At 62.2% G+C, this 20,070-nt stretch carries 15 protein-coding genes; 3 read left to right on the forward strand and 12 right to left on the reverse strand.

From position 1 onward, the window contains the following. Window positions 1-248: 248 nt before the first annotated feature. The 10 genes from AB7M33_RS02080 to mtnA all read right to left on the reverse strand — a co-directional run bounded on the left by AB7M33_RS02080 (window position 249) and on the right by mtnA (window position 14,140). Window positions 249-1,688 carry an MBL fold metallo-hydrolase RNA specificity domain-containing protein gene (locus AB7M33_RS02080; RefSeq protein ID WP_454242360.1) on the reverse strand — a complete coding sequence of 480 codons (1,440 nt, stop codon included), beginning with the start codon at window positions 1,686-1,688 and terminating at the stop codon, window positions 249-251. Window positions 1,689-1,791: 103 nt separating this feature from the next. Next, a complete protein-coding gene (locus tag AB7M33_RS02085; RefSeq protein ID WP_027595953.1) occupies window positions 1,792-2,055 on the reverse strand; it encodes a lipopolysaccharide assembly protein LapA domain-containing protein in 264 nt (87 codons plus the stop codon). Between the two features lie 18 nt (window positions 2,056-2,073). Then, window positions 2,074-2,370, reverse strand: coding sequence for an integration host factor subunit beta (ihfB, locus tag AB7M33_RS02090; protein ID WP_003252675.1), 297 nt, complete (start codon window positions 2,368-2,370; stop codon window positions 2,074-2,076). Window positions 2,371-2,609: 239 nt separating this feature from the next. Next, window positions 2,610-4,286: a 30S ribosomal protein S1 gene (rpsA, locus tag AB7M33_RS02095; RefSeq protein ID WP_003252673.1), complete on the reverse strand. Its 1,677-nt coding sequence runs from the start codon at window positions 4,284-4,286 to the stop codon at window positions 2,610-2,612. A 123-nt stretch (window positions 4,287-4,409) separates the two neighbouring features. After that, window positions 4,410-5,096 carry a (d)CMP kinase gene (gene cmk, locus AB7M33_RS02100; RefSeq protein WP_027595952.1) on the reverse strand — a complete coding sequence of 229 codons (687 nt, stop codon included), beginning with the start codon at window positions 5,094-5,096 and terminating at the stop codon, window positions 4,410-4,412. Then, on the reverse strand, window positions 5,093-7,333 hold the full coding sequence (locus AB7M33_RS02105) for a bifunctional prephenate dehydrogenase/3-phosphoshikimate 1-carboxyvinyltransferase (protein ID WP_085272803.1): 2,241 nt from the start codon (window positions 7,331-7,333) through the stop codon (window positions 5,093-5,095). The genes cmk and AB7M33_RS02105 overlap by 4 nt, the downstream gene beginning before the upstream one ends. A gap of 159 nt (window positions 7,334-7,492) precedes the next feature. Further along, window positions 7,493-8,587 carry a prephenate dehydratase gene (gene pheA, locus AB7M33_RS02110; protein ID WP_027595950.1) on the reverse strand — a complete coding sequence of 365 codons (1,095 nt, stop codon included), beginning with the start codon at window positions 8,585-8,587 and terminating at the stop codon, window positions 7,493-7,495. Then, complete coding sequence (serC, locus tag AB7M33_RS02115) at window positions 8,587-9,672, reverse strand: 3-phosphoserine/phosphohydroxythreonine transaminase (RefSeq protein WP_027595949.1); 1,086 nt, start codon at window positions 9,670-9,672, stop codon at window positions 8,587-8,589. The genes pheA and serC overlap by 1 nt, the downstream gene beginning before the upstream one ends. 272 nt (window positions 9,673-9,944) lie before the next feature. Then, a complete protein-coding gene (gene gyrA, locus AB7M33_RS02120) occupies window positions 9,945-12,707 on the reverse strand; it encodes a DNA gyrase subunit A (RefSeq protein ID WP_027595948.1) in 2,763 nt (920 codons plus the stop codon). 356 nt (window positions 12,708-13,063) lie between these two features. Further along, window positions 13,064-14,140 carry an S-methyl-5-thioribose-1-phosphate isomerase gene (gene mtnA / locus AB7M33_RS02125; protein WP_454242361.1) on the reverse strand — a complete coding sequence of 359 codons (1,077 nt, stop codon included), beginning with the start codon at window positions 14,138-14,140 and terminating at the stop codon, window positions 13,064-13,066. 110 nt (window positions 14,141-14,250) lie between these two features. On the opposite strand from mtnA, the gene ubiG reads away from it, so the two are divergent. From ubiG to AB7M33_RS02140, 3 genes are all read left to right on the forward strand, one after another. Beyond that, complete coding sequence (ubiG, locus tag AB7M33_RS02130) at window positions 14,251-14,949, forward strand: bifunctional 2-polyprenyl-6-hydroxyphenol methylase/3-demethylubiquinol 3-O-methyltransferase UbiG (protein ID WP_027595946.1); 699 nt, start codon at window positions 14,251-14,253, stop codon at window positions 14,947-14,949. Window positions 14,950-14,951: 2 nt separating this feature from the next. After that, a complete protein-coding gene (gene mupP / locus AB7M33_RS02135; protein ID WP_027595945.1) occupies window positions 14,952-15,623 on the forward strand; it encodes an N-acetylmuramic acid 6-phosphate phosphatase MupP in 672 nt (223 codons plus the stop codon). 154 nt (window positions 15,624-15,777) lie between these two features. Further along, entirely contained in the window at window positions 15,778-16,518 is a 741-nt protein-coding gene (locus tag AB7M33_RS02140; RefSeq protein WP_027595944.1) for a YciK family oxidoreductase, read from the forward strand. A gap of 126 nt (window positions 16,519-16,644) precedes the next feature. On the opposite strand, the gene AB7M33_RS02145 is transcribed toward AB7M33_RS02140, so the two are convergent. Together AB7M33_RS02145 and AB7M33_RS02150 are read right to left on the reverse strand one after the other, a co-directional pair. Next, window positions 16,645-17,430, reverse strand: coding sequence for a TenA family transcriptional regulator (locus tag AB7M33_RS02145; protein WP_027595943.1), 786 nt, complete (start codon window positions 17,428-17,430; stop codon window positions 16,645-16,647). Window positions 17,431-17,492: 62 nt separating this feature from the next. Beyond that, window positions 17,493-19,949, reverse strand: coding sequence for an EAL domain-containing protein (locus tag AB7M33_RS02150; RefSeq protein ID WP_252827011.1), 2,457 nt, complete (start codon window positions 19,947-19,949; stop codon window positions 17,493-17,495). Between the last annotated feature and the right edge of the window lie 121 nt (window positions 19,950-20,070).

Genomic DNA, 20,070 nt, shown 5'->3' on the forward strand with positions numbered 1-20,070 from the left:
TTCTTTTAGTTATCCTTGAATCCGACGATCTGCACGATTCCCTGGCAAACCAGGGAAAGCCACTTTCAGCAACCCACCCCTATCGGTGGATCAAGACATAGCTCAGCGGCGATGTGTCACCCAGCCGCCCGCATTCGAGCCTGCCCCACTATGAATCAGAGTACAGCATTCGCTCTAATTCGACCGAGGAAAGCACAATCTATCAGTTTCTTGGCACAGCGGATAACACGCAGATCATCTTGCCGCTTTCAGGGAATACTCACCTCCACTTCATGCTTGGCTCCCTGTGGGCGACTGAGCAGTGCTCGGCTTAAGGCCGCCTTTGCAGCTGGCTCCCCATGCACCAAAACCACCTTGGCTGGCGGCGTGGCGCCGCTCATGGCAAATTCGAGCAGGCCATGCTGATCCGCATGCCCCGAATACCCACTCAACGTCATCACCTTCGCCCGAATCTCATAAGCCTCTCCATCCAGATCAATCTGCACAAACCCTTCCGCGCCTTCACTGGCCTGAATCACTGCCCCCGGCGTGCCCTTGGCTTGATACCCGACGAACAGCACTTCATGCCTCGGATCCCCAAGCATGGCCTTGAGGTAGTTGACGATCCGCCCACCCGAGCACATGCCGTTGCCTGCAATGACAATCGCCGGGCGCCCGGTGCTTTTGAGGTAATTCACCACCTGCTGATGCCTGGCATGGGTATCCACACTGATCAGCTGACCAAAGCCCAGCGGGTCACGCCCCTCAGCAAACCGCGCGCGGGCTTCTTCATTCCAGTATTCATGCAGGTCGCGGTAAACGCTGGTGATGCGTTGAGCCAAGGGTGAATCAAGAATGATGGGTAATTGTGACCAATCAAGAGGACTATCACCCGGCGCTTGCCCCGCGTTCAGCAGGACCTTGCGATGAAGGATGTCTTCGAGCTCGTACAACAATTCCTGGGTACGCCCCAGGCTGAAGGCTGGGATGAGGATCGTGCCGTTATCGGCCAATGCCCGATCGATGAGTGCTTCCAGTTTTTCTCGACGGTCGTCGGTACTGGGGTGCAGGCGATCACCATAGGTGCTTTCGAGCACCAGCACGTCAGCGCGCTCTGGGGGCTGCACGGGCCGCAGCAAGGGATTGGTGGAGGGCCCTAGGTCGCCGGAGAACACGTAGCGGGTGTTGACCTCCCCGCGCGCCACGTCACACTCGACATAGGCTGAACCCAATAGGTGCCCGGCGCGCTGCAAGCGAATGCGGCAGCCAAGACCAGGACGATCGATGGGAGCATGCCATTGCTCGAAAGGCAGCGGGACGATCAGTTCATCGAGCATCGCGAGATAGCGCTTCACGTGCTGCGGTTCACGGCTGATGCTCAGCCTGTAGGCATCCTCCAGCACCAGTGGAAGCAGCTTGGCAGAGGGTTCGCTGCACAGGATGGGGCCTCGGTACCCCGCCGCCAGCAGCGCGGGGATGCGGCCGACATGGTCGAGATGCACGTGCGTGACGATCAGCGCCTGAACACTGCTCACCTCGAAGCTCGCACCAAAACCCAGGGACGCGGGTTCCGCGCCAGGCGATGCATCATCACCTTGCTCCAGGCCGCAATCGACCAGCAGGCTGGTAGCGGGGTCAAGGTGAAGCTGGTGGCAAGAGCCAGTTACGCCTCGGGTGGCGCCGTGATGAGAAAGAACGGGGAAATCCATGCTGCTGCACACTCGCCTGGGCCGAAAATGAAGTGTGCTATTACTTCATGACAGCCGATGCGGGCATAGGTGAGACTTTCCTCAATAGAAGTAGGAAACCGCCTCAATTACCGCTTAATGCCGCTTGGCGGGCAGAAGCGCGAATCTTGCGCTTGCTGCGCTGCACGCCGTAGGCGCCGAGCAGTGGGCCGATAGCCAACCCGATGACCAGCGCGGCCAGTACCAGTACCGCAACCGGCACTTCAGGGGCAGACCAACCAAACAGGACCAGCGAGACCGCCTGCTGGTTCTCGAGTACGAAGAACAGCACCACAGCCGCCAACAGCAGCACGAACAACGCCGCCAGGGCGCGCTTGAGGTTACGCATCAGACTGCTCCTTTTTTATCAGGCCTCGGCCTCATCTTCTTCATTGACCCGGTCACGCAATTCCTTGCCCGGTTTGAAGTGCGGCACGAACTTGCCTTCCAAGCTGACCGACTGGCCAGTCTTGGGGTTGCGACCGACGCGGGGTGCGCGATAGTGCAGCGAGAAGCTGCCAAAACCGCGAATCTCGATGCGATCGCCCGTCGCCAGGCACTGCGACATCTGCTCAAGCATGGTCTTGATGGCCAACTCCACATCTTTCGAGGAGAGCAGCCCCTGATGGGTGACAATACGTTCGATCAGCTCCGACTTCGTCATATTTTTCCCTTCGTTATCAAGCAGCTAGATCATTGCTTAACCAGTTTGTAGCACGCTGGGAGGGATTTGAACAGGGCGGTTCTTGACTTAATAAAAAAATTCAAGATTGAAGTTGTACAAGAATGGTCTAGCGCGAGGACCGCCAGGCCTGCAAGCCAGCCCCTAAAGGGCCCCTGCCAAACAGGCATAAAAAAAGGGCGACCCGAGGGTCGCCCTTTTTCTTACCGATCCAACAGAACTTAGTTCTGTTTGGCCATTGCTTCGCGCAGCAGCGCAGCCATGGTGGTGTCGGCAGCAGCTTCCGGAGCGTTTTTCAGGCTCTGGATAGCTTCGCGCTCTTCAGCGTCGTCTTTCGATTTGATCGACAGGCTGATAACGCGGGACTTACGGTCAACGCTGATGATCTTAGCTTCGATCTCTTCGCCTTCCTTCAGAACGTTACGCGCGTCTTCAACGCGGTCACGGCTGATTTCGGAAGCTTTCAGAGTGGCTTCGATGTCGTCGGCCAGGGTGACGATGGCGCCTTTGGCGTCAACTTCTTTCACGATGCCCTTGACGATAGCGCCCTTGTCATTGACAGCAACGAAGTTGGAGAACGGATCGTCTTCCAGCTGCTTGATGCCCAGGGAGATGCGCTCGCGCTCTGGGTCGACCGACAGGATGACGGTTTCCAGCTCGTCGCCCTTCTTGAAACGACGTACGGCTTCTTCGCCGGTTTCGTTCCAGGAGATGTCGGACAGGTGAACCAGGCCGTCGATGCCGCCGTCCAGACCAATGAAGATACCGAAGTCGGTGATCGACTTGATGGTACCGGTGATCTTGTCACCCTTGTTGAACTGGCCGGAGAAGTCTTCCCATGGGTTGGACTTGCACTGCTTGATGCCCAGGGAGATACGACGACGCTCTTCGTCGATGTCCAGAACCATAACTTCCACTTCGTCGCCAACCTGAACGACTTTCGACGGGTGGATGTTCTTGTTGGTCCAGTCCATTTCGGAAACGTGTACCAGACCTTCAACGCCTTCTTCCAGCTCAGCGAAGCAGCCGTAGTCGGTCAGGTTGGTAACGCGAGCTTGTACGCGAGTACCTTCTGGGTAGCGGGCAGTGATAGCAACCCACGGATCTTCGCCCATCTGCTTCAGACCCAGCGAAACGCGGTTGCGCTCACGGTCGAACTTCAGAACGCGAACGTCGACTTCGTCGCCAACGTTAACGATTTCGGAAGGATGCTTGATGCGCTTCCAGGCCATGTCGGTGATGTGCAGCAGGCCGTCGATACCGCCCAGGTCCACGAATGCGCCGTAGTCGGTGAGGTTCTTGACGATACCTTTGACTTGCTGGCCTTCCTGCAGGGTTTCCAGCAGGGCTTCGCGCTCGGCGGAGTTCTCGGCTTCCAGCACGCTGCGACGGGAAACGACAACGTTGTTGCGCTTCTGGTCGAGCTTGATGACCTTGAATTCCAGCTCTTTGCCTTCCAGGTGGGTGGTGTCGCGCACTGGGCGGACATCAACCAGGGAGCCCGGCAGGAACGCACGGATGCCGTTAACGTCGACAGTGAAGCCGCCCTTAACCTTACCGTTGATAACGCCCTTGACCACTTCTTCGGCGGCGAAAGCTGCTTCCAGAACAATCCAGCACTCGGCGCGCTTGGCTTTTTCACGGGACAGTTTGGTTTCGCCAAAGCCGTCTTCGACCGCGTCCAGCGCAACGTGAACTTCGTCACCGACCTTGATGGTCAGCTCGCCAGCTTCGTTGTAGAACTGCTCGAGCGGGATGACGCCCTCGGACTTCAGGCCAGCGTGTACGGTAACCCAGTCGCCGTCGATGTCGACAACGATACCGGTGATGATCGCACCCGGCTGAAGATTGAGGGTTTTCAGGCTTTCTTCAAAGAGTTCTGCAAAGCTTTCGCTCATTTTAATTCCTGTAGATTCGGGCGAAACAGACGCCCATCGCCACATTCCAGACAATGTGGGTTTCGTTATTTAAAGGAAAGCCGACAGGACGTTGACTGGTGCACCTGCCTGCTCTCCTGGCTATCAGTGAAGGTCGCGAAGCGCGATCTCACTCCTGATACGTTGCAACACCTGCTCGATGGACAACTCGGTAGAGTCCAACTGAATGGCATCGGCCGCTGGTTTCAGCGGGGCCACTGCACGTTGGGTGTCACGCTCATCACGTGCACGAATCTCATCCAGCAGACTCGACAGACTAACATCTTCGCCTTTGCCCTTCAACTGCAGGTAACGACGACGTGCCCGTTCCTCCGCGCTGGCGGTCAGGAAAATCTTCAAGGGCGCGTCCGGGAACACCACGGTACCCATGTCGCGACCATCGGCGATCAGGCCCGGAGCCTCGCGGAATGCACGCTGACGCAACAGCAACGCGTCCCGCACGGCAGGCAGCGAGGCTACCATCGAGGCACCTGCGCCGACAGTTTCGGTGCGGATGACACTGCTGACGTCCTCACCCTCAAGGATGATCTGTTGCAGCTTACCGGGCTCGGCCGCGATGAACTGCACATCCAGATGGGCGGCAAGTTGCTTGAGCAGCTCTTCGTTGGTCAGGTCGACGCCGTGATTGTTGGCATTGAACGCCAGCAAACGGTACAGCGCGCCGGAGTCCAGCAAGCGCCAGCCCAGCTCGCGAGCCAGCAGACCGGCGACCGTGCCCTTGCCCGAGCCGCTTGGCCCGTCGATGGTGATGACTGTTGCTTGCGAATTCACGACTTGCCCTCTTCAGCCACGCGGATACCGACTTCGGCACACAGCGCCAGGAAGTTGGGGAACGAGGTGGCGACGTTAGCGCAATCATGGATGCGAATCGGCGCAGTGGCACGCAGCGAGGCAACGCTGAAGGCCATGGCGATACGGTGGTCACCGTGGCCGTGCACTTCGCCGCCGCCGATCGGGCCGCCGTCGATGATGATGCCGTCCGGGGTCGGCTCGCACTTCACGCCCAGGCTGATCAGGCCATCGGCCATGACCTGGATGCGGTCGGATTCCTTGACCCGCAGCTCTTCGGCGCCACGCAGCACGGTGCGCCCTTCGGCACAGGCCGCGGCAACGAACAGCACCGGGAACTCGTCGATGGCCAGCGGCACCAGGTTTTCGGGGATGTCGATACCCTTGAGTTGAGCACCGCGCACACGCAGGTCAGCCACCGGCTCGCCACCCACTTCACGCTGGTTTTCCAGGGTGATGTCGCCGCCCATCAGGCGCAAAATGTCGATCACGCCGGTACGGGTCGGGTTGATGCCGACATGCTCGAGCACCAGCTCCGAGCCTTGAGCGATCGAGGCTGCCACCAGGAAGAACGCCGCCGACGAAATATCGGCAGGCACTTCGATGCGGGTAGCCGTCAGCTTGCCGCCAGACTGCAGCGAAGCCACCGGGCCATTGGACTCAACCGCGTAACCAAAGCCGCGCAGCATGCGCTCGGTGTGGTCACGGGTCGGTGCAGGTTCGGTGACCGTGGTCTTGCCTTCGGCATACAGACCGGCCAGCAGCAGGCACGACTTGACCTGGGCACTGGCCATCGGCAGCGTGTAGGTCAGCGCCTTGAGCTTGTTACCACCACGGATGGTGAGTGGCGGACGGCCTTCAGGGCCAGTCTCGACCACTGCGCCCATTTCGCGCAGCGGGTTGGCCACGCGGTTCATCGGGCGCTTGGACAGCGAGGCATCACCGGTCATGGTCACGTCGAACGGCTGACCGGCCAACAAGCCAGAGAGCAGGCGCATCGAGGTGCCGGAGTTGCCCACGTAGATTGGCCCAGGTGGCGGCTTGAGGCCGTGCAGGCCGACCCCATGGATGGTTACGCGACCCTGGTTCGGGCCTTCGATGACCACCCCCATGTCACGGAAGGCTTGCAAGGTCGCCAGCGCATCCTCACCTTCGAGGAACCCTTCGACCTCGGTCGTGCCTTCGGCCAGCGAGCCGAGCATGATCGAGCGGTGAGAAATCGACTTGTCGCCCGGTACGCGGATTCGCCCGGTCAGGCGGCCACCCGGTTGGGCCAGGAAAATCAGATCGTTGGCGTTCATAGCGTCCACATAGGCCCGGCGGGCCAGGATTTTACTGAAATGCTCGCGGGCAACGCGTGCGCGGGTGAATACACCCAGCAACTGGTGCCCGTCCCCTGCATCGATCGCGTCGCGCAAGGCGTCGAGATCGCTGCGATATGTATCAAGCGTGCGCAGGACGGCTTCGCGGTTGGCGAGAAAGATGTCGTGCCACATGGTCGGGTCGCTGCCGGCGATTCTCGTGAAATCGCGGAAGCCTCCCGCAGCGTACCGGAAGATCTCGAGGTTTTCATTGCGCTTGGCCAGCGAATCGACCAGGCCGAAGGCCAGCAAGTGCGGCAGATGGCTGGTGGCGGCCAGGACTTCGTCATGGCGCTCGACCGGCATGTGCTCGACATCGGCATCCAATGCGCGCCACAGGCGGTCTACCGTGGCCAGGGCGGCGGGGTCGGTGTCCGGCAGCGGCGTGAGGATGACCTTGTGGCGACGGAACAGGGCGGCGTTGGAGGCCTCTACCCCGCTCTGCTCGGAACCGGCAATCGGGTGGCCGGGGACGAAGCGCGACAGGCGCTCACCCAGGACTTCACGGGCGGCGCGCACCACATTGCCCTTGGCGCTGCCGACATCGGTGATGACGGCATCGCCCAGGTCGAGCTGTGCCAGGCGCGCCAGCAGCTTTTCCATGGCCAGGATCGGCACGGCCAGCTGGATGACATCGGCACCGACACAGGCGGCGGCGAGGTCTTCTTCACAGCGGTCGACCACACCCAGGGCCACGGCCTGCTTGCGCGAGGGGGCATCCAGGTCGACGCCGACCACTTCGCGGCACAGGCCGCTTTCGCGCAAGCCCTTGGCGAAGGAGCCGCCGATCAGGCCCAGGCCTACGACGACGAGGCGACCGATGAGCGGTGCGGGTTTGGTTGTTACTGCATTTACCACGAGTGCGAACCCTGTTCAGAAATCAAGACAGTCTGTGAGACCGCAGGGGGCCGCTTCGCAGCCCATCGCGACACAAGGCCGCGCCCGCAGGTATCACGCAGGCCCTGTAGGAGCGGCCTTGCGTCGCGATGGGGCGCAAAGCGGCCCCGGCAAGCTCATTTACAGCACCGCCTTCGGATAAGACCCCAGCACCTTCAGCCCCACAGCCTCTTGGCTGATCGCCTCCAGCACTGCCTTGATCAACGGGTCGCGGTGGTGGCCGACGAAGTCGATGAAGAACACGTACGTCCACTTGCCGCTGCGCGACGGGCGCGTCTCGATGCGGGTCAGGTCGATACCGTTCTCGTGGAACGGCACCAGCAGCTCGTGCAAGGCCCCCGGCTTGTTGCTCATCGAGACGATGATCGAGGTCTTGTCGTCGCCGGTCGGCGGTACTTCCTGGTTACCGATCATCAGGAAGCGCGTCGAGTTGTCCGGACGGTCTTCGATCTTCTCGGCCAGACGGGTCAGGCCATACAGGTTCGCCGCCATATCACCGGCGATCGCTGCCGAATTCCACTCACCCTTGACCCGCTTGGCCGCTTCGGCGTTGCTCGAAACCGCCACGCGCTCTACGTTCGGGTAGTGCGCATCCAGCCACTTGCGGCACTGGGCCAGCGACTGGGCGTGGGAGTAGATGCGGGTGATGCTGTCGGTCTTGGTGCTCTCGCCCACCAGCAGGTGGTGGTGGATGCGCAGCTCGACTTCACCGCAGATCACCATGTCGTGCTCAAGGAAGCTGTCCAGGGTGTGGCTGACCGCGCCCTCGGTGGAGTTTTCCACCGGCACCACGCCGAAGTTGACGGCACCGGCCGCCACTTCGCGGAACACTTCGTCAATGGCCGCCATTGGGCGGCTGATCACGGCATGGCCGAAGTGCTTCATCGCCGCTGCCTGGGTGAAGGTACCTTCAGGGCCCAGGTAGGCGATTTTCAGCGGCTCTTCCAGGGCCAGGCAGGACGACATGATTTCGCGGAACAGCCGCGCCATCTCTTCGTTGCCCAGCGGCCCCTTGTTGCGCTCCATGACCCGCTTGAGTACCGCAGCCTCACGCTCGGGGCGGTAGAACACCGGCTTTTCACCTTCGGCGAGCGAGGCGGTCTTGACCCGCGCCACTTCCTGGGCGCAACGGGCGCGCTCGCTGATCAGCTCGAGGATCTTCTCGTCGAGGCTGTCGATGCGCACGCGCAGCGCCTTGAGCTCGTGTTCGGACATCAGCCGTGCTCCTTCTCGAATTCAGCCATGTAGCCAACCAGCGCTTCAACCGCTTCCAGGCCCAGGGCGTTGTAGATCGAGGCACGCATGCCGCCGACCGAGCGATGGCCCTTGAGGTTGAGCAGGCCACGGGCGTCGGCGCCGGCCAGGAAGGCCTTGTCCAGGCGCTCGTCGGCCAGGCGGAACGGCACGTTCATCCACGAACGGGCGTTGACGCTGATCGGGTTGGTGTAGAAGTCGCTGGCGTCGATGAAGCCGTACAAGCGGTCTTTCTTGGCGCGGTTGCGCTGCTCCATGGCCTCGACGCCACCCTGCTCCTTGAGCCACTCGAACACCAGGCCCGAGAGGTACCAGGAATAGGTGGCCGGGGTGTTGTACATCGAGCCGTTGTCGGCCGACACCTTGTAGTCGAGCATGGTCGGGCAGCTGCTGCGGGCGTGGCCCAGCAGGTCTTCGCGCACGATCACCACCACCAGGCCGCTCGGGCCGATGTTTTTCTGCGCGCCGGCGTAGATCAGGCCGTATTGCGAGACGTCGATCGGGCGAGAGAGGATATCGGACGACATGTCGACCACCAGCGGAACGTCACCGGTCTCTGGCACCCAGTCGAACTGCAGGCCACCGATGGTCTCGTTGGACGCATAGTGGACATAGGCAGCGTTCTTGGTCAGGTTCCAGTCGTTCTGGCCTGGGATGGCGAGGTAGTCGTAAGGCTTGGCGCTGGCGGCGACATTGATGTTGCCGAAACGGCGCCCTTCCTCGATGGCCTTCTTCGACCAGATACCGGTTTCGACGTAGTCGGCAGTACCGTTTTCCGGCAGCAGGTTCAGCGGGATCTCGGCGAACTGCTGGCTGGCACCGCCCTGCAGGAACAGGACCTTGTAGTTCGAGGGGACGGACAGCAGGTCACGCAGGTCCTGCTCGGCCTTCTCGGCGATGGCGACGTAATCGTCGCTGCGATGGCTCATTTCCATCACCGACAAGCCCTTGCCGCGCCAGTCCAGCATTTCGGCCTGGGCGCGCTGCAGGACAGCGTCAGGAAGCGCAGCAGGGCCTGCGCAGAAGTTAAAGGCTCGTTTGCTCACATCCACTCTCGCTCTGCCAAATAGAACAAAATCGTTTCTCGCACGCCGCGCACCGCTCTTTGTAGGAGCGGCCTTGCGTCGCGAAAGGGCCGCAAAGCGGCCCCCAGCTTTTTGCAGCGTCGCTGAAATCCTGGGGGCTGCCTCGCAGCCCTTTCGCGACACAAGGCCGCTCCTCCAAAAAACGCCCCCACCAATGGGAGGATCCAGCGTTGCCTGCTGTAATCAGTCAAACGGGGCGACCTTGGTCGCCCCGCTCGGGTTGTTGCGCTTGCTTACTCTTGCGGTGCCTCTTCGGCGCCCGCGCTGTCGTCATCGACAGCCTCCGGCGCTTCGCCTTGCGCATCCGCCTCGACCAGTTCGTCGAGTTCTTCTTCGGAAGGCTCCTGGATCCGCTCCAGGCCCACCAGCGTTTCGTCAGCCGCCAGCTTGATCAGCGTCACACCTTGGGTGTTACGGCTCAGGCTGGACACTTCACCAACCCGTGTGCGCACCAAGGTGCCCTGGTCGGAGATGAGCATGATCTCTTCGCCTTCCTGAACCTGGATAGCGCCGATCAACAGACCGTTGCGCCCCTTGGTACCCATGGCGATCACGCCCTGGCCACCACGGCCGCGACGCGGGAACTTGGACAGCGGCGTACGCTTGCCGTAGCCACGCTCGGACGCGGTGAGGATCTGCGCACCGGACTCAGGGATCAGCATCGAAATGATCTGCTGCCCTTTGCCCAGCTTCATGCCGCGCACACCACGGGCGGTACGGCCCATTTCGCGCACCACGCTCTCAGCGAAGCGGATCACCTTGCCGGCGTCGGAGAACATCATGACTTCCTTGGCACCGTCGGTGATGGCCGCGGCAATCAAGGTGTCGCCTTCTTTCAGCTTCAGGGCGATCAGGCCGCTGGTGCGTGGGCGGGCAAACTGGGCCAGCGGGGTCTTCTTGACGGTACCGGAAGCGGTGGCCATGAAGATATAGGCACCGGTCGGCTCAGCAGACCATTCCGGGGTGTCGCCGTCTTCTTCGTCGACTTCCTCGGCTTCTACCAGCTCACCTTCGAGCACGGTGTCATCGGCCTCGTCCAGCTCTTCGTCCAGGTCGGCGCTTTGCTGCAGGGCCTCGAGGTCGATCTGCAGCATCGCAGTGATGCGCTCACCCTCTTCCAGCGGCAGCAGGTTGACCAGCGGACGGCCACGGGCAGCACGGGACGCTTCGGGGATTTCGTAGGTCTTCTTCCAGTACACCTTGCCCTTGCTGGAGAACAGCAACAGGGTGGCGTGGCTGTTGGCGACCAACAGGTGCTCGATGTAGTCCTCGTCCTTCACGCCGGTCGCCGACTTGCCCTTGCCGCCACGGCGCTGGGCCTGGTAGGCGGACAGTGGCTGGGTCTTGGCATAGCCACCGTGGGAGATGGTCACCACGCGCTCTTCTTCCGGGATCATGTCGCCGTAGTTGAGGTCGTGGCTGGCGTTAAGGATCTCGGTGCGGCGCGCATCGCCGTATTCGGCGCGGATGGCTTCGAGCTCTTCGCGGATCACTTCCATCAGGCGCTCGGCGCTGCTGAGGATGCGGATCAGTTCGCCGATCTGCTCGAGGATTTCCTGATACTCGGCCAGCAGCTTCTCGTGCTCCAGGCCGGTCAGGCGGTGCAGACGCAGGTCAAGAATCGCCTGGGCCTGTTCCGGCGACAGGTAGTACTTGCCCTCGCGCAGGCCGAACTGTTCTGGGAGGTCTTCAGGGCGGCAGGAATCGGCGCCGGCGCGCTCGACCATGACCTGCACGGCGCTGGATTCCCAGGCAGTGGAAATCAACGCTTCCTTGGCTTCCGACGGCGTCGGCGAGGCCTTGATCAGGGCGATGACCGGGTCGATGTTGGACAGCGCGACCGCTTGGCCTTCAAGGATGTGGCCACGCTCACGGGCCTTGCGCAGCTCGAACACGGTACGGCGCGTCACCACTTCACGGCGGTGGCGGACGAACGCTTCGAGCAGGTCCTTGAGGTTGAGCAGACGCGGGCGGCCGTCGATAAGGGCCACGACGTTGATGCCGAACACGCTCTGCAGCTGGGTCTGCTGGTAGAGGTTGTTGAGCACCACCTCCGGCACCTCGCCGCGACGCAGCTCGATGACGATGCGCATGCCGTCCTTGTCGGACTCGTCACGCAGCTCGGTAATGCCTTCGATCTTCTTCTCTTTGACCAGCTCGGCGATCTTCTCGATCAGACGCGCCTTGTTCAGCTGGTACGGCAGCTCGGTGACGACGATCTGCTGGCGGCCACCGACCTTGTCGATGTCTTCGACTTCGGAACGGGCACGCATGTAGATGCGGCCACGGCCGGTGCGGTAGGCCTCGATGATGCCCTGGCGGCCATTGATGATGCCGGCAGTCGGGAAGTCTGGGCCAGGGATGAACTGCATCAGCTCATCGATGGTGACATCCGGGTTGTCGATCAGCGCCAGGCAGCCGTCGATGACCTCGCCGAGGTTGTGCGGCGGGATGTTGGTCGCCATGCCCACGGCGATACCGCTGGAACCGTTGACCAGCAGGTTGGGAATACGGGTCGGCATGACTGCCGGGATCTGCTCGGTGCCGTCGTAGTTGGGCACCCAGTCGACGGTTTCTTTGTGCAGGTCGGCCAGCAGCTCGTGCGCCAGCTTGGCCATGCGCACTTCGGTGTATCGCATGGCCGCGGCGTTGTCGCCGTCGACCGAACCGAAGTTGCCCTGGCCGTCGACCAGCAGGTAACGCAGCGAGAACGGCTGGGCCATACGCACGATGGTGTCGTAGACCGCAGTGTCGCCGTGCGGGTGGTACTTACCGATCACGTCACCGACCACACGGGCGGACTTCTTGTACGGTTTGTTCCAGTCGTTGCCCAGTTCGCTCATCGCAAAGAGAACGCGACGATGCACGGGCTTCAAGCCGTCACGCGCATCGGGCAGCGCTCGCCCGACAATCACGCTCATCGCGTAGTCGAGGTAAGACTGTCTCAGTTCGTCTTCGATATTGACCGGGAGGATTTCTTTGGCCAGTTCGCCCATGAGAAGCCTGATTCCTTTTTCTGGTGAAACTTCGCAGCGCCATCAAGGGCCGAACGAAGCTCGCCGTCGCGACGCGCAGTGCTGCGACGACTTACGACAAATCAATGAGTTGTGCCATGGATCTGCGCAAATTTGGCCGCCGTGATGGGCGGTCTTGGAAACTGCCGGATGTTATCACAAAGGCAGTGCGGGTGGGGAGATGTGGCAGGCCCTGACACTACAGGTTGTGCAAGGTCCATGTGGGAGCAGCCTTGCGCTGCGAAGAGGCCGATGCAAGCAGCAGCAATACCCGGCGCCGGTACTGGCCTCTTCGCAGCACAAGGCTGCTCCTACAGAGAAATGTGCAGCCACACCCCTCAGTGCAAACGCTTGCGGCACATCAACTGAGCCAGCTTGGCGGTATCCGGGCGTTCGACGATGCCCTTCTCGGTCACGATCACGTCGATCAGGTCGGCCGGGGTCACGTCGAACACCGGGTTGAACACCTCCACCTGCGGCGCCACGCGGGTGCCGGCGTAATCCAGCAGCTCGTCTGCATCGCGCTCTTCAAGCGGGATGTCCTCGCCAGTGGCCAGGTTCAGGTCGATGCTGGTGCTCGGCGCCACGACCATGAAGCGCACGCCGTGGTGCATGGCACTGACCGCGAGCTGGTAGGTGCCGATCTTGCTCGCCACATCACCATTGGCCGCGATGCAGTCGGCACCGACCACAACCCAGGTGATGCCCTTGCTCTTCATCAGGTGGGCCAGGGCCGAATCGGCGCACAACGTCACCGGAATGCCCTCGTTGGCCAACTCCCAGGCGGTCAGGCGCGAGCCTTGCAGCCAGGGGCGGGTTTCGCCGGCATACACCCGCTCAACCATGCCCTCCAGGTAACCCGCGCGGATCACCCCCAGCGCGGTGCCAAAACCGCCGCTGGCCAGGGCGCCGGCATTGCCGTAGGTGAGCAGGGTCTGGGCGTTGCCCTGATGGCGGCGAATCAGTTCAATGCCGTACTGGGCCATGGTCAGGTTGGCTTCACGGTCGCTTTCATGAATCGCTACCGCCTCAGCTTGCAGCGCGGCCAGCACGTCTTCTTCCGGGCGCAAGCGCTGCAGGCGCTCGCGCATGCGGTTCAGCGCCCAGAACAGGTTAGCGGCGGTGGGGCGCGCCTCGGCCAGGCTGAGGAAGTCTTCTTCCAGGTCCTGCTCCCAGTCGCCGCCCTCGGCCAGGCGCTCTTCCAGGGCGAGGACCAGGCCGTAGGCCGCGGCAATGCCGATGGCCGACGCACCGCGCACCGCCATGTCACGGATCGCGTTCACCACCTGCGCGACATTGTCGCAGGCCAGCCAGACCTCCTGCGCGGGCAGCTGGCGCTGGTCGAGCAGATGCAGAACGCCGCCTTCCCAGCGGATCGCGGTCACCTTCTCCGCCGCCAAAAGTCGCTCGCGCATCGCCTCTCCCCGTCGTTCGGATGTCAAAAGCCGGCGATTATAGCGACCCTCGGCCTTGAGCGCTCGGGTATACTCCGGCCCAATTTAGCAAAGTTTCAGAGGACTCTTAAATGAGCAACGTCGACCACGCCGAAATTGCCAAGTTCGAAGCCTTGGCCCACCGCTGGTGGGACCGTGAAAGCGAGTTCAAGCCGCTGCATGAAATCAACCCGTTGCGCGTCAACTGGATCGACGAGCGGGTCGGCCTGGCTGGCAAGAAAGTGCTGGACGTGGGCTGCGGCGGCGGCATTCTCAGCGAATCCATGGCCCTGCGTGGCGCCTCGGTAACCGGCATCGACATGGGCGAGGCCCCGCTGGCGGTGGCCCAGTTGCACCAACTGGAGTCCGGCGTCGAAGTTGAATACCGGCAGATCACCGCCGAAGCACTGGCCGAAGAGATGCCTGGGCAGTTCGACGTGGTCACCTGCCTGGAAATGCTCGAGCACGTCCCCGACCCGTCGTCGGTGATTCGCGCCTGCTACCGCATGGTCAAGCCTGGCGGCCAGGTGTTCTTCTCCACCATCAACCGCAACCCCAAGGCCTACCTGCTGGCCATCGTCGGCGCCGAGTACATCCTTAAGATGCTGCCGCGCGGCACCCACGACTTCAAGAAGTTCATCCGCCCGTCCGAGCTGGGCGCCTGGAGCCGTGTTGCCGGCCTTGAAGTCAAGGACATCATCGGCCTGACCTACAACCCGTTGACCAAGCACTACAAGCTTTGCAACGACGTGGACGTCAACTACATGATCCAGACCCTGCGCGAGGAATGAGCATGCGTTTGCGAGCAGTACTCTTCGACATGGACGGCACCCTGCTCGACACGGCGCCGGACTTCATCGCCATCTGCCAGGCCATGCTCGCCGAGCGCGGCTTGCCGGCCGTGGACGACAACCTGATTCGCGGGGTGATTTCCGGCGGTGCCCGTGCCATGGTCGCCACCACCTTCGCCATGGACCCGGAAGCTGAAGGCTTCGAGGCCCTGCGCCTGGAGTTTCTCGAGCGCTACCAGCGCGACTGTGCGGTGCACAGCAAGCTGTTCGACGGCATGGCCGAGCTGCTGGCCGACATCGAGAAAGGCAACCTGCTGTGGGGCGTGGTCACCAACAAGCCGGTACGTTTTGCCGAGCCGATCATGCAGCGCCTGGGCCTGGCCGAGCGCTCGGCGCTGCTGATCTGCCCGGACCACGTGAAAAACAGCAAGCCCGACCCCGAGCCGCTGATCCTGGCCTGCAAAACCTTGAACCTGGACCCGGCCAGCGTGCTGTTCGTCGGCGACGACCTGCGCGACATCGAGTCTGGCCGCGACGCCGGCACCCGCACCGCGGCGGTGCGCTACGGCTATATTCATCCAGAGGACAACCCGAACAACTGGGGTGCCGACGTGGTGGTGGACCACCCGCTGGAACTGCGCAAGGTGATCGACAGCGCGCTGTGCGGCTGCTGAGCCTCACTCCAAGCCCCTACCTTGTCCCTGTGGGAGCGGGTTTACCCGCGAAAGGGCCGGACCAGGCAGCTTGATTGCCTGACCTGACGCATTCGCGGGTAAACCCGCTCCCACAGGGTAAGGTGCCGCGCCAACGAACTCGAAGGACCACACAATGTTCGACTACACCGCCCGCCCCGACCTGCTGCAAGGCCGGGTCATCCTGGTCACCGGAGCCGGCCGCGGCATCGGTGCCGCCGCCGCCAAGGCCTACGCCGCGCTCGGTGCCACCGTGCTGCTGCTGGGCAAGACCGAGGCCAACCTCAACGAGGTCTACGACCAGATCGAGGCCGCCGGGCACCCACAACCGGTGGTGATCCCGTTCAACCTGGAAACCGCCCTGCCCCACCAGTACGACGAGCTGGCGGTCATGATCGAAGACCAGTTCGGGCGCCTGGATGGCCTGCTCAACAACGCCTCGATCATCGGCCCGCGCACGCCACTGGAGCAGTTGTCGGGTGACAACTTCATGCGCGTAATGCACATCAACGTCGATGCCACCTTCATGCTCACCAGCACCCTGCTGCCGCTGCTCAAGCTGTCGGAGGACGCCTCGGTGGTGTTCACCTCCAGCAGTGTCGGGCGCAAAGGCCGGGCCTACTGGGGCGCCTACGGGGTGTCGAAGTTCGCCACCGAAGGCCTGATGCAGACCTTGGCCGACGAACTGGAAGGGGTTGCGCCGGTGCGCTCCAACAGCATCAACCCAGGCGCCACGCGCACGGCGATGCGGGCCCAGGCTTACCCGAGCGAAAACCCGCAGAACAACCCGCTGCCTGAAGAGATCATGCCGGTGTACCTGTACCTGATGGGGCCAGACAGCACTGGGGTGAATGGTCAGGCGTTCAACGCCCAGTGATTTTGGGTGGCCTGTACTGGCCCTATCGCCGGCAAGCCGGCTCCCACAGGATTTATACTATGCCAGAAGGCAGTGACTACCCTGTGGGAGCGGGCTTGCCCGCGAAGAGGCCAGCACAGTAGACCATCAACCCGCCGCCAACGCCGGCCGCACCCGCCCCTGCTGACGCCCTTCCAGCTGCATGCAGCGCTCCAGGAACAGGTACATGCAGTCGTAACTCTTGCAGATCGCCCGGCGCAATTCGGTACGCAACCCCAGCGTCGGGTTCTCCCCCGCCAAGGTACAGATGATTTCCAGCGCCTCCCACGGGTGCGCATCGTCGTACTGCGCATGCATCTTCAGCCACTTCATGGCGCGCTTGCGCTGCTCCTCCGGGAAGCCTTGGGCGTAGGTGTCATTGGCACACACCACCGCCGACCATTCCCCCGTCGCGCCTTCGATGGCGTAGTTGGTCGCCGCCATGGAAATCGCCAGGTTTTCGGTAGCACACACCCGCCAGCACCAGTCATTGAGCCCATTCAACTCGGGCGGCACCTCTTGTGCCTGCAGGTCATGCAGGTGAACGCCATGGGCATGGCACCAGTGCACCCAGTAGTCGGCATGGTTGAGCTCGACGCGGATGTTGCGCATCAACCAGCGCCGCGCCATGTCTTCGCCGGGGTGGCGGCCGTAGCGGGTCTTGGTCAGGTTATGGGCCATGTACAGGGAGAACTGCTCGACCACCGGCCAGCCGCCGATCAGGTACTGGCGGATGGTCGAAGGCTTCAACTGGCCATCACGCAGGCGCTGGTAAAACTCATGCTCGACCACCCGGCGCTTGCTTTCGCGGCACTCTTCAATCAGTTGCTGGGCCCATTGAGGGTAACTGGCGGGGTCCATCAATGGCCCGATACGAACGAATGCATCAATCACTTTCAGCTCCTTGTTCCTTGTGATTTTTCGGACGTGTTGTGTCAGCGAAAGCCGCTGTCTAGCTAACGAAACGTGCCAGGTGCCCGCTGCAACAGAGGCCGTGCGGCGATCCGTTGGCGCTGCAGGCTGTCACAGGTGAACACCTGGGGCCGTTCGATCAGGTAGCCCTGGGCGTAATCCACGCCAATTTCCTGCAGGGCCTGTTCGATCAAGGGGGTTTCGACAAACTCGGCGATGGTCCGCTTACCCATGACATGGCCGATGTGGTTGATGACCTCGACCATGGCCCGGTTGACCGGGTCGTCGAGCATGTCCTTGACAAAACTGCCGTCGATCTTGAGGAAATCCACAGGCAAATGCTTCAAATAGGCGAACGACGACATGCCGGCACAGAAGTCGTCGAGCGAGAACCTGCACCCCAGCCCTTTGAGTTCGTTGATGAAACGAATGGCACTGCCGAGGTTGGCAATGGCGCTGGTTTCGGTGATCTCGAAGCAGATCATGCGTGGCGGGATGGCGTACTCGACGAACAAGCGCTGCAAGTACTCGAGGAAGTTGTCGTCGCCGATGCTCGACCCCGACAGGTTGATCGCGCACATGGACAGCGGCCCTTCGCGCCCTTCGTCCAGGCACTGGCGAATCACCTGGAACACATTGCGCACCACCCAGCGGTCAAGGGCGGTCATCAGGCCATAGCGCTCGGCGGCGGGGATGAAGCTGCTGGGCAAGATGGTGCGGCCGCTCTCGTCGTGCAGGCGCAGCAGAATCTCGATATGGCCAGGGCCTTCGATGGTCTTCAGCGCGGCGATTTCCTGGGCGTACAGGCAGAAGCGGTTTTCTTCCAGGGCCACGTGCAAACGCTGGATCCAGGCCATCTCGCCAAAGCGCATGGACAGCTCGCTGTCGTCGGCGTGGTACACCTGCACCCGGTTGCGGCCCTTTTCCTTGGCCATGTAGCAGGCCATGTCGGCGGCACGCAGCGAGGCCTCCAGGGTTCCAGGGGCCTGCGCCATGTTCACCAGGCCAATGCTCACAGTGGTGACGAACGGGCGCCCCTTCCACACAAAGTGCAGGCTCTGGACCATCTGGCGCAGTTGCTCGGCAATACGCTCGGCCTGGTCCGGCGGGCAGTTTTCCAGCAGCACGCCAAACTCATCGCCACCCAGCCTGGCTAGCGTGTCACCTTCGCGCAGCCCCGACTGCAACACGGCGCAGATATGGCGCAGCAACTCGTCGCCCGCCGCGTGGCCACAGGTGTCGTTGACCAGCTTGAACTGGTCGAGGTCAAGGAACATCAGTGAATGCCGCCCAGCCTGGCGTGCCAGGCCGTTGAGCGCTTGCTCCAGGCGGTATTCGAACTCGCGGCGGTTGGCCAGGCCGGTCAAGGCGTCATGGGTTGCCTGCCAGGACAGGTTGGCGATGTACTGGCGCTCCTGGGTCATGTCGTGCAGCACCAGCACGATGCCGCTGACCTGCCCATCATTGACGATGGGCGAGCCCACCAGGTTGATCGACACGGTGCTGCCGTCCAGGCGCTGGATCAGCCGGGCATGCTCGGCGCCGCCCTTCAGGCTGCCACTGAGCACCTGCTCTACCAGGCTGCGGCCGTCCTCTTCGGCCTGCTCGTCCACCAGGCTGAACAGCGCCGAAAGTGGCAGCCCCTGGGCTTGGCCGGCCTGCCAGTGGGTGAGTTGCTCGGCCGCCGGGTTCATGTAGCCGATATAGCCATCGACGTCGGTGGTGATGACCGCATCGCCAATCGCCTGCAGGGTGATCTGCGCCCGCTCCTTTTCGGCCTGCAGGGCACTGGCAAACGCCTGGCGCTGGGCCAGCAACTTGCTGGAGCGGCGCCAGGCAATGGTAATGAGGAACAAGGCAGTCAGCAGGTTGGTGATCAGCAGCACCTGCAGCAACATGCGCGAGCCCTCGCCCAGCGCATCGCTGAAGGCCCTGGCGGCCGGCGTCACACCTTCGTTGATGGCGACGATGCGGGCCTTCCAGTCGCTGATCGTGCCGGCATCGACCTGGCCACCGGCAAAGCCTGTGCGCATCTCGCCCGCCAGCACATCCAGCTGGCCCAGGTAGCGGTCGCCGATGTCCCAGTAGTCGATGGCCGTCTGCATGTAGCTGATGCTGCGGAAGTTGCGATAGAACCAGATGATGCGTTCGACGTCGTTGGGGTGGTTGCCACCCTGCAACACGGCATCGCGCGCGGCGTTCAAGTCCGGATTGGGCTGGTCGAGCACTTCACGCAACTGGTGATCGCCGTGGGGCACGGTGATGGCCTGGCGGTAGCGCTGGTAAGTGCCTTCGTCGCGGTTATCGGCGTACAGGTTGAGGTAGTAGATGGCGTCTTTCTGAGCCTTGGACCACAAGCTCTCGCCCGCGACATAGGCGCGTACCGCCGATAGCGTATAGAGGCTGAGACCGGCCAATGCCGCCTGGAAGATCACGACGGCAATGAAGGGCCAGATGATACCCAGCAGCTTCGGCGCTTCTAGAGTGCGATGTCCCTTCATGGAGTCCCTGTCACAGAGCAGATAAGGCTCGAATCAACCCAGACAAGCACAGCGTAGGCCATTTGCCATCTGCGTGGAGGGGTTTTTTATGACAAGGAATGGGGCGATTCGCACCGCCCTT

It is taken from the genome of Pseudomonas sp. Y3 TE3536, from assembly GCF_053629175.1.